Origin of the sequence: Paenibacillus curdlanolyticus YK9 (assembly GCF_000179615.1) — a bacterium.
GTDB lineage: Bacteria > Bacillota > Bacilli > Paenibacillales > Paenibacillaceae > Paenibacillus_T > Paenibacillus_T curdlanolyticus.
On sequence record NZ_AEDD01000009.1, the window covers coordinates 250,163 to 262,010 of the forward strand.

Consider the following 11,848-nt stretch of genomic DNA (forward strand, 5'->3'; position numbering starts at 1 on the left):
CGCCGTTTCGTTAGCTGAACACCGTCAGCTCTTGAATCGACCACCAGCTCGAATTCGTGCCGGTTTGAACAACCTTGATGTAACGCGCATTCTGCTGCGTGAAGTTTACGGTAATAACCGGGCCGCTTCCTGTTCCGGTTGCAACCGCGCTGCCCCAGTTTGTGCCATCCGCAGACAGATACACCTCATAGCCGCGGGCATAATCGTTATCGCTGCCCGTCGAATCCATGACCAGCTTACTGATGCTTTTCGTCGCCTTCATATCGACCGTCAGATACTGGCCCGGAACCATCGCCGTTCCTGCGCTCCACCGGGTAGTCATGCTGCCGTCGAGCAAATTCGCCGCTGCATCGCCGCTGGATGGGTTCGAGCTTGCCGTCCAGCCTGTGCGGTCCTGAGCAACGCCCGATGACGTTCCGCCATTGCCGCCAGTTCCGCTGCTTGCGCCATATACGTTCAGCTCGCTGATCGACCACCAGTTGGATACGGTGCCCGTTTGAACAACTTTAATGTAACGCGCAGTTTGAGCCGTGAAGTTTGCCGTAATTACTGCAGCAGTGCCGGTGCCGCTTGCAACTGCGCTGCCCCAGTTCGTGCCATCTGTGGACAAGTACACTTCATAGCCGCGAGCATAATCGTTGTCGCTGCCTGTCGAGTCCATGACCACCTTGCTTACGCTTTTTGCAGCCTTCATATCAATCGTCAACGATTGGCCTGGCGCCATTGCCGTGCCTGCGCTCCAGCGTGTCGCCATACTGCCATCCAGCAGGTTCGCCGCTGCATCGCCGCTCGTAGGATTGGATGTTGCCATCCAGCCCGTCCGATCCAGCAATACAGGTGTACCAGTCCCCGTGCCTGGATCTGTCGGGCCCGGATCCGTTCCGCCGCCCGTCGTGCCGTCCTCGACGAGTACGGTCAATTCATGAATCGACCACCAGCTCGGATTCGTGCCGGTTTGTACGATTTTCAGATAACGAGCATTTTTGGCTGCAAAATTAGCCGTAATCAACGGACTCGTATCCGTGCTGCTTGCAATCGCGCTGCCCCAATTCGTGCCGTCGTTCGAAACATACAGCTCATAGCCGCGCGCGTAATCTCCGCTTCCATTCGCATCGATAATGACTTGGTTAAACGTTTGGACGCTCTTCATGTCGATGATGACATTTTGTCCTGACACCATAGCTGCTCCCGTGTTCCAACGGGTTGCCAAGCTTCCGTCAAGCATGTTGGCTGGCGCGTCGCCGCTGCTTGTGGAAGCGGTCGCTGTCCAGGTTGAGCGGTTTAGTGCAACCTGCAAGCCTTTGGTTTTCGCGGTAGCTGCCGCGCTTGCAGCCGATAAGTTGCCAGCCGCATCCTTCGCTTTCACCGTGTACGTGTAGGTTGTGAGCGGCGTCAGCCCTTTGTCGACGAACGACAAGGTTTGGGACGAGCCGATTTTCACGCCATTGCGGAAAATGTCATAGCCGGACACGCCGTTGTTATCCGTCGATGCGTTCCACGACAAATTGATCTGCGTCGTGCCAGCCGTTGCAGCCGTCACGTTAGCAGGAGCCGTCGGAGCCTGCGTGTCGCCGCCGATGTTTTTCGTCGGGTCCGCTTTGATCAAGGAGTGCGGGCCTACCGTTACCGAGCCCGTCACGCCGGATGCATTGCGGAACTGTACCGTAATCGGCGCGGATGTCGGGTTCCAAACTTGAGCCGTATACACATTGCCTTTCTTATAAACGCCTACCGAAGACCAGTTATCCGCCCAAATTTCCGTCGTACGGTGTCCGTAGCTGTTCATATTGTGAATGAACCAGTAGGCATTGAACACTTCATTTTGCTGCAATAAGCTTGGATTCCATTTGTTAATAACGCCTTGCGGATCGCTTAACGATTGGAACGGCCATACGATATGCTCCCAGCCAACCTCAGGTCCGCCGTTATCCTTCAGGAATGCCGCGTACAGGTCTCCCGCTTTTTGCGGATCTTTGCCGTAATAGCTCATCCATTCGCCCGTTGGCAGCCAGTGAATGCCGTAGATGTTGACAGGCGCACCAGAGAAGTACGTGCCATAGACGTTCGCGCTGCCCCATACTTGTCCTGCAACGCCGTGCTTGTACTCGGGGATCCAATTGTCTTGATCGTAGTTGAACCAATATTGCTCAATCGCCTTCAGCTCCGTGGTGAAAATCCACGCGCCTACGTCACGGTAAGTATCATTGCCCGTTACGACGCCCCACAGATATACGCCAGCGTACCCGTTGAGCGATTCGCCCGCCGCTTCTTGGTTGTTGCCGCTGTTGTTATCCGCATAAGCGCCAGCCCATGAATGGCCCTCATACGGATCGAAGCTGCGCAGCCAAGGATACATCGAATCCGTGCGGGACGGGTTCGCATAGTCGCGAATCAGATTCTCGACCATGCCGCCGTACTGGTTCTTAAAGTCGGTGTCATATGCGGCCAGGACTGCCGACGCATAAACGAAGTAGCCGTACGTGTAATGATGGTCAGTCAGGCCTGTATTAATGCCCCAGCCTGCTGCCCATGGGAAAATCGAGCCCCACTCTGGCGAATAGTGCATGTAGTACGTGTGCTTCACATCATCCGGCGAGTACGTGTACCAATCAACCAAAACCTTGCGAAGCGTGGACAGGTAACGGTCGCGGCGCGCATAGTCGCCGATCGAGTCGCTGATAATGGCGCCAAGCGCTGCAGGATGAAGCACCTTGCCCTGCCAATACGGGTCTTGGTTCATCAAACCGCCCGTGTTCGCCAGCTCGGTATCCAGTACATCCATATACGACATCAACGTCTCGCGCGAGTAGCTGGAATCGTTCGGCTCCGCGAATTGCGGCAGAATGCCGTTGAACTTATCCGATGTCGTGAAGGTGTTGCCTTCATGCACCTTCAGCTGACCGCGCACCGATGCATAGCTGCGGGAAGTCGTTGTCGCATTGGAAATTTTCCATTGATGCGGCAGCATCGTCAGCAACGTATCATTCGAGAAGCCGCTGCGCTTCGATGTTGTAACGGAGTTGAACGTCGTCGTAATTTTGGCATTAGCCATATCGTAGTTATAAGCAACCTTCGTATCCGTGACGAAGGCATAGCCATGCTGATAATAATAGTTCAAATCCGTACTAGCCGGGAGCGACGCGACAGACATGTAGTTTTGGCCGCTGCCGAGCTTGATCTTGATCTTATTGCCAGCCTTCGTGAACACCGTTCCCGGCGGGACGAATACGCCATAATTCCGGACAAACGTATGCGGTGTCGCTGCATAGTCCTGATTCGTTACTTCAATGCCGATATGGTCCGCCGTATACGTCGAGCCGTTCGTCGTCAAAATCGGATTGCCGTTGTCATCGAACAGCTTCGTCATGCCGAGGGAGTAAATTTCCGGCGAATTCGGATCAGCGAACGTGTTGTATACATAAGGCGAGCCTTTGACGAACGTCGATTTCATCTTCGCCGTATTGTCGTCGCTCAAGATCACGTTAACGGAATAATCGCCGTAGCCGTCTACTTTGGTCTCGATGGCCGGAATGTTCTGCATATTGTTTGCCATCAGGAACAAGTCGGATTCGCCGTCCGCATTAACTGCCCCGCCGTCGCCGTTAATGTAGCCTGCGCCCGGATTCATAATGCCGAGGCCATTGATCGTGTACTTGTTCTTCAGCGGTAGCGTCACGATGCCCGTGCTGTTGCCGAGATGCTCAACGAGCAAATTTTGCCACCAGTCATTCGAAGGAATTGGCCCTTGAACATTGGACGTCTTATTTCTCGGATAAAGCGCTTCGAGCTGCGTAATATCGTTGATCTCGTAGCTGCCGCTGCCCACATTCACCGTGGAAGCCTGCGGAATAGCCGGAATGGCATACGTCGGCTGCGCATCGCCTGCACGATATGGATATACTTCCATCTCATAGAGCGAGTAGCCATTATTCGTTCCGCGCGCAATGCCGTTCATCCGGACATAACGGCCGCTCGTGTACAACGGAATTTCGTTCACGCCGCCTTTGCCATGGAGCTCGCGGTAAACCGTCGTCCAGTTTTGCGCATCATTGGATACCTGGATATCGAACGCTCTCGCATATGCCGCTTCCCAGCGCAGCGTCACTTGCCCGATCTGCGTCGTTTGTCCCAAATCGACATACACCCATTGCGGATCGGTCTGAAGCGATGACCAGCGCGTGGAACGGTCGCCGTCATTGACGTTTCTTGTCTCATAATCTTTCGGCTGCAAGTACCAAGCATCGTCTTGGATCGATGAAGTGAAAGCTGGCTTATTCAGCGCGACGTTCGGCATTGGCGTCTTCGGCGGCTGGTTTACGCCTCCGTTGCCAAACACTTGGAACTCATGCACGGATATGCCATACCCCGGGAGTACACGTTCTGTGCAATACAATCGAACATAACGCCCTGTACCCGTGACGTTAACGTCCGTCGTTCCTCCGGTACCGTTCGTGTCGGTATAAATCGGCGTCCACGTATACTCGTCATTCGAAACCTCGATTCGGAACGATTTCGCATAAGCGGCCTCCCATTTGACCAGAACGCGCGAAATGTTTGCGGAAGCGCCCAAGTCTACGTAGATCCATTGTCCGTCCACGCCGAACTTGCTTTCCCAGCGAGAGCTCATATCGCCATCGACCGCCAGATTCGCGCCGCCGCCTCCCAATACGGAAGAAGCATACGTTGGGCGGTTCTGCGAGAGCAAATAATCGCCCGCTGCCGCTGCTGCCGGCGCTGCCATAACGGGCAGCGAAGTCGCTAGCAAGCTAAGCGAGGTCATCATCATGACCGCCTTTTTCTTGTACCATTTCGGTAGTGAAACTCGTTTCATCCTCATAATCCTCCTTTTTGGGTAAAAAGAAAGAGGGAGTTGGCATCTCTCCCTCTCATGATGGCTCATGCCGGTTTTTTAGTTAGTTGAACACATTCAACTCCCGCACCGACCACCAGCTCGATGCCGAGCCCGTTTGGACGATTTTGATGTAACGCGCATTTTGCGTTGCGAAGCTAGCCGTTACAACCGGACCGTTGCCCGTTCCGCTCGTAACCGCAGCGCCCCAATTCGTGCCGTCATTGGATACGTATACTTCATAGCCGCGAGCGTAGTCATTGTCGCTGCCCGTCGAATCCATCACGACTTTGCTCACGCTTTTAGCCGCTTTCATGTCCACGATGATCGACTGCCCAGCAACCATTGCCGTGCCTGCGCTCCAACGCGTTGCCATGCTGCCATCCAGCAGGTTGGAAGCAGGATCGCCGCTGACCGGGTTAGACGTTGCCGTCCAGCCCGTACGGTCATACGCCGTACCCGTGCTGCCGCCGCCAGTGCCTGGATCGCTTGTGCCGCCGCTTGCGCCATACACGTTCACTTCACGGATGGACCACCAGCTCGATGCTGTGCCGGTTTGCACCACTTTAATGTACTTCGCATTTTGCGTAGCAAAGCTTGCCGTTACGACAGCGCCAGTGCCTGTACCGCTCGCGATTGGCGTTCCCCAGTTCAAGCCGTCATTGGAAACGTACACTTCATAACCGCGCGCATAATCGTTGTCGCTGCCCGTCGAGTCCATCACAATTTTGTTAAAGCCCTTTACTGCTTTCATATCGATGACGAAGGCTTGTCCTGGAGCCATTGCTGTGCCTGCGCTCCAGCGCGTTGCCATACTGCCGTCGATCATGTTGGCTGCGCCATCACCACTGGTCGGCATCGAGGTAACCGTCCAGCCCGTACGATCCAGCGCAGCGCCGGTGCTGCCGCCATTGTTGCCGCCGCTAGCTTGCGTCGTTGCACTAACAGCTGCGCTAGCTGCAGAAGCGTTGCCTGCTGCATCCTTCGCTTTCACCGTATAGCTGTAAGCCGTCGAAGCCGTCAGGCCAGTGTCGCTATAAGAAGTTGCTGTTGCAGAGCCTACTACCGAGCCGTTGCGATAAACGTCGTACCCGCTTACGCCGACATTGTCAGTCGAAGCTGCCCAAGTCAGGTTGATTTGGCTGCTGGATACAGCAGTTGCCGTTACATTCGCCGGCACGCTTGGCGCTTGCATGTCTCCGCCGCCTGTGCCGTTGGAGCTGTAAACGTTCAGTTCGCTGATCGACCACCAGTTGGAAACCGTACCTGTTTGCACGACTTTGATGTAACGAACGTTTTGAGCCGATACGTTAGCTGTAATCACTGCGCCAGCGCCCGTGCCGCTAGCTGCTGCGCTGCCCCAGTTCGAGCCGTCAGCCGAAACGTAAACCTCGTAGCCGCGTGCATAGTCATTGTCGCTGCCCGTCGAGTCCATGACGACTTTCGTAATGTTTTTCGCTGCTTTCATATCGATTGTCACGCTTTGGCCAGGCGCCATAGCCGTGCCTGCGCTCCAGCGTGTCGCCAAGCTTCCATCCAGCATATTCGCTGGCGAATCGCCGCTTACTGGCGTAGAGGAAGCCGTCCAACCCGTACGGTCAAGCAAGGTACCGGAAACTGCGCCTGCTTGCGTCGTTGCACTTGCCGTATTGCTCGCTGCCGAAGCATTGCCCGCTCCGTCCTTCGCTTTTACCGTGTAGCTATAAGCTGTCGATGCCGTCAAGCCCGTATCGCTGTAAGTTGTCGAAGCGGAAGAACCTACAAGCGTTCCGTTGCGGTAGACATCGTAGCCTGCAACGCCTTTGTTATCCGTCGAAGCATTCCAGCTCAGGTTAATCTGGCTGCTCGATGATGCCGCTGCCGTCAGGTTGCCTGGTGCCGTCGGCGCTTGCGTGTCTGCAGCGCCCGATCCGATGAATTCCGTCAGCGTTTGTCTCATCGCGTCAGCTGGATCATTCGCCGTTACTTTGCCGCCGAGATTGTTGACAATATGCGTGATTTCACTGCCTGCCATGCCCGCCAGCCAAATCGACGTCGCATGGTGGATTTTGATGCCTTGCACATCCGGCACTTCGATTGCGCTGTTCAGCTTAACCGCAGCGTCGCGGAAGAAGGAGTATACGCCCAAGCCCCAAGCTTCATGGCTCGTTACGTTGTCAGCTACTTTGTAGGAAGCATAACCGTTCACCGTGCCATTGCTGCTCATCCAAGCTGCTTGGCTTGGCGGATCGTAAGGAATTTCGGATTGGTAGAAGTAAGTGCGTCCGCCATTGCCGTTCCACAATGTCTGATAGCCGCTATGATGCTCATTGAACAAGCCATACATCGTCACGTCGTTGCCGTTAACGATCAAGCCGTTCGTCGAAGCCGTTTCCCAGCTTACGGATGCGCCATGATCCGCGCGCCATACCCAGAAGTGGTCGCCAATGACGTTGTTGCTGTTAATCGTGACAACGGTTTCAGCCAAGCCGAGAATGTCGCCTCCAACGCGGAAGAACAGGTCATGGAGCGATGTCGGGTTCGCTGCATGGTTTAACGCGCTGCCCTTTGGTCCAACTTCCAGCAAATTGGATGATTTCTTCGGACCAGCGTCGAAGAGCAGTCCTGCCACTTTAACGCCGTCAACGTCTGCCACGCTCATGCCAACTTGTCCGTTATCCGGCATGATCGTCGCCATGCCGAGACCGAGGATGACCGTGTTCGCATTGTTAACGCGAATCGTATCATTCAGGTGGTAGATGCCTGGCGTGAAGATCACGTTCTTGCCTTGGCTCAGCGCTGCATTGATGCTTGCTGCCGTAGCCGTGTTCGGCTGTGCGATATAGAACTGATCGATCGAGATCGATTGTCCTGGCGTCGAGCCATTCGTCCAGCTTGCGCCTTTCGTATTCGACGACGCGTTCGGTACAAACACCTTGTACTGACCTGCGTTATCGATGTACAGGTAAGGCTTTTCGCGCATGACCGGCGTTTGGTCAACTACCGTGTACGGCTGCTCGGGGAATGTGCCTTGCGGTGGGTTCGAGTCGCCTACGAACACCATGTTCCACAAGCCGTTCGTCCAAGTCGCGTACTGGTTATTCCGCGAGAAGAACTGCTGCTGCGACGCCGGAACGATCGTCTTGTCGATGATCGAGTCCGCAATATAACCGCCGCTCGCCCAACCTGCATTCCACCATTGGTCGAAGTCGAACAGGTTCAAATTGCCTTTAATATGCATGCGGCGCATCGGAGCTGCCTGAGCAACTGCGAATTTTGTCTCGCCGCTCGAAGGGTTAATCGCGAAGTTTTCGAAGGAACGCCAGAAGTTAAGCGTTGCGTTGCCTCCCCACCATTTGGCATCGACGTTCGCGCCGCCCGTAATCGTCACATCGTCAGGGTTTTGGCCCAAGCCAGCGATTTGCGTGTAGAAGCCCGCTTTGATGTTAACGTTGTACGTGCCAGGCTTGAACATCAGCGCAAAACGCTGATTGCCGAATTGGCTCGTTTCTTGCGAGTTGAATACGGCATTTGCTGCGCCCTCAATGTCGCTAGTCGACATCGACGGATCAAACACGTACACATTCGGTCCGAAAATGGTGTTGTTCGCAGCAGTTGCCGCGCTCGAAACGGCCGGGAAGACCGAACACAAGCTCAAGACAAGCGCCAACACCGAAAAGGATGAAATTACTTTTTTCATTTTGTTCATAATGCGTCTCTGTACCTCCAGTAATTGAACAGGATGGCGATGCTGTAAATCATGTAGAAGATCGATCAAACGATAACGTAGTGCAACAGGCTGAATGTCACCCCCTTGACATATGCAACGACTAGATTGAAGCAAGATTTTGTAAACCTAATTCTCCCTCGGTTGTTGCATAATGCGACAAGAAACCTGCTGCTTACACTTAAAATGATATAAAATGGCAGAACCAATAGACAGGCATCAGATTTCAGATGAATAGCATCGAATTTTAGATGTTGCGATTTCCCTAACTATCGAAAACATCGTATAAAAAAGACCATTCCTAGCCGCATCGCGGGTCATCGCCCGCAGCTGCCAAGGAATGGTCTAAGCATTAGCTATACAGATTCAATTCGCGGATCGACCACCAGCTCGTCGCTGTTCCGGTCTGTACCACTTTGACATATCTTGCGTTCTGGGCAGCAAATGTAACGGTCACAACCGGCCCTGTGCCTGCTCCGCTTGCAATCGCGCTGCCCCAATTGGTGCCATCGTTCGAAACAAACACCTGATAGCCGCGCGCATAGTCGTTATCGCTGCCCGTCGAGTCCATCACGAGCTTGCTGATGCTCTTCGCCGCTTTCATGTCCACAGTGAGCGATTGGCCTGGCGCCATAGCGGTGCCCGTGCTCCAGCGCGTCGCCATGCTGCCGTCCAACAGATTAGACGCCACGTCTCCGCTCGTTGGCGTTGAAGATGCCGTCCATCCCGTACGGTCATAGACCGTGCCAGTGCCGCCACCGCCGCCGCTCGTGCCGTACACATTCAATTCATGGATCGACCACCAGCTTGTCGCCGTTCCAGTCTGAACGATTTTAATATATCGAGCGTTTTGTGCGGCAAAGTTAACCGTTACGACAGCTCCCGTGCTTGTGCCCGTCGCAACGGCGCTTCCCCAGCTTGTGCCATCGTTCGATACATACACCTCGTAACCGCGTGCGTAATCATTCGCGCTGCCTGTGGAATCCATGACGATTTTGCTGAAGCTTTGCGCTGCCTTCATGTCGATCACCAAGCTTTGGCCCGCTGCCATTGGCGCTCCCGCACTCCAACGGGTAGCCAAGTTGCCGTCGAACAGGTTAGAAGTCGGATCGCCGCTCGATGGCGTGGAAGTTGCTGTCCATCCCGTGCGGTCAAGCGCCGCTCCTGTGCCTCCGCCGCCTGCTTGCGTTGTCGCGCTGGCTGTATTGCTCGCTGCCGAGCTGTTGCCAGCTGCGTCCTTCGCTTTGACTGTATAGCTATATGCCGTCGATGCCGCCAATCCCGTGTCGCTGTACGTAGTCGTTACTGACGAGCCGACTACAGCTCCATTCCGGTAAATATCATAGCCCGCTACGCCCACGTTGTCCGTCGACGCGCCCCAGCTCAAATTGATTTGGCTGCTGGAGGCAGCTGCAGCTGTCAGATTCGAAGGCGTGCTCGGTGCTGTTGTATCGCCAGCTCCCGTGCCCGCAAATTCGCTCACCGTCTGCCGCATGGCGGTAGTCGGGTTGTTCGCGTACACCGTGCCGCCAATGTTATTAATGACATGCGTGATCTCGCTGCCTGCCATGCCAGAGAGCCAGATGGACGTCATATGGTGGATTTTCACGCCCTGTACGTTCGGCACCTCGATCGCGCTGTTCAGCTTAACCGCCGCGTCGCGGAAGTACGAATAAACGCCGACGCCCCAAGCTTCATGGCTGGTTACGCTATCCGCTACCTTATAGGAAGCATAGCCATTGACCGTACCGTTCTTGCTCATCCAGGAGGACTGGTTCGGCACATCATACGGAATTTCGGATTGATAGAAGTAAACCCGCCCGCCGTTGCCGTTCCATAACGTCTGATACTCATTATGATGCTCGTTGAACAGGCCGTAGATCGTCACGTCCGCGCCGTTGACGACTAATCCGTTTTTGGATACGTTCGTCGTCCAGCCTGCGCCCGCCCCATGGTCCGCGCGCCAAATCCAGAAGTGCTCGCCGATCACTTGATTGCTGTTGATTTTGAGCGCCGTGTCATTCTTGCCCGCCGTAGCGCCGCCCGTGCGGAAATACAAATCGTGCAGCGACGTTGGATTCGCAGCATGATTCACCGCGCTGCCCGTCGGGCCAACCTCAAGCAGCGAAATCGAGTTTTGCGGGCCTGCATCGAATACGAGTCCAGCCAGCTTCACGCCGTCCACGTCCGCTACAGACATGGCAACCTGCCCATTGTCTGGTACCAGCGTTGGCATTCCGATGCCAAGCACGACCGTATTCGCATTTTGAACCCGGATCGTATCGTTCAGGTGATAGACGCCTGGCGTGAAGAGCAGATTTTTGCCTTGGCTCAATGCCGTATTGATTGCTGCCGCCGTAGCCGTTGCTGGCTGCGCAATATAGAACTGGTCGATGGAGAGCGATTGGCCTGGCGTCGACCCGTTCGCCCAAGTAACGCCTTGCGTATTCGTCTGCAGCGACGGTACGAACACTTGATACTGTCCTGCGTTGTTCACATACAGATAAGGCTTCTCCCGCATAACTGGCGTCTTATCGACGACCGTATACGGAGGATCAGGGAATTGGCCCGTCGGTGCATTGTTATCGCCGACGAATACCATATTCCACACGCCATTCGCCCAGCTGCCCCATTGGCTGTTCCGAGCGAAAAACTGCTGCTGCGAAGCCGGCAATACAGCGCCATCTACGATCGTATCCGCGATATAGCCGCCGCTTGCCCAGCCCGCGTTCCAATTACTGTCAAAGTCGAACAGGTCCAAGCCGCCTTTAATATGCACCCGCCGCATCGGCGCAGCCTGCGATACTGCGAACTGCGTCTTGCCGCCGGCAGGCGTAATGGTCAGGTTCTCGATCGAACGCCAGAAGTTGCGCGTTGCATTGCCGTTGTCCCAATCCGCGTTCACATTCACGCCGCCATTGATGTTCACATCACCCGGATTTTGCCCCAGACCTGCAACGGATGTGTAATAGCCGACATTGAAGTTCACGTTGTAGGCGCCAGGCTTGAACAGCATCGCATACCGTTGGCCGCCGAACTCATTCGTCTCCTGCTGCCCATAAATGCCGTTAGCTACGCCTTGAATATCAGCGGCAGCCATCGACGAATCGAACACATAAACATTGGGTCCCAAAATCGTCGAGTTCGCTGGCGATGATGGAATCGCTGCACTCGTTACGACTGGAAAAATCGAGCATAAGCTCGTAATTAACGCTAAAGCGGTGACCGTTGATATTTTCTTACGCAACTTGTTCATATGAATCGGTAAACCTCCCGTAATTGAGATTGATGAT

At 54.8% G+C, this 11,848-nt stretch carries 3 protein-coding genes; all 3 read right to left on the bottom strand.

From position 1 onward, the window contains the following. Positions 1–10: 10 nt before the first annotated feature. Positions 11–4,831: a discoidin domain-containing protein gene (locus tag PAECUDRAFT_RS17435; protein ID WP_006039452.1), complete on the bottom strand. Its 4,821-nt coding sequence runs from the start codon at positions 4,829–4,831 to the stop codon at positions 11–13. Positions 4,832–4,913: 82 nt separating this feature from the next. After that, the gene (locus PAECUDRAFT_RS17440) at positions 4,914–8,537 is read right to left on the bottom strand and encodes a discoidin domain-containing protein (protein ID WP_006039453.1); all 3,624 of its coding nucleotides are present in this window, start codon (positions 8,535–8,537) and stop codon (positions 4,914–4,916) included. Between the two features lie 370 nt (positions 8,538–8,907). Then, positions 8,908–11,811, bottom strand: a complete 2,904-nt coding sequence (locus PAECUDRAFT_RS17445) for a discoidin domain-containing protein (protein ID WP_006039454.1) — start codon at positions 11,809–11,811, stop codon at positions 8,908–8,910. Positions 11,812–11,848: the final 37 nt, after the last annotated feature.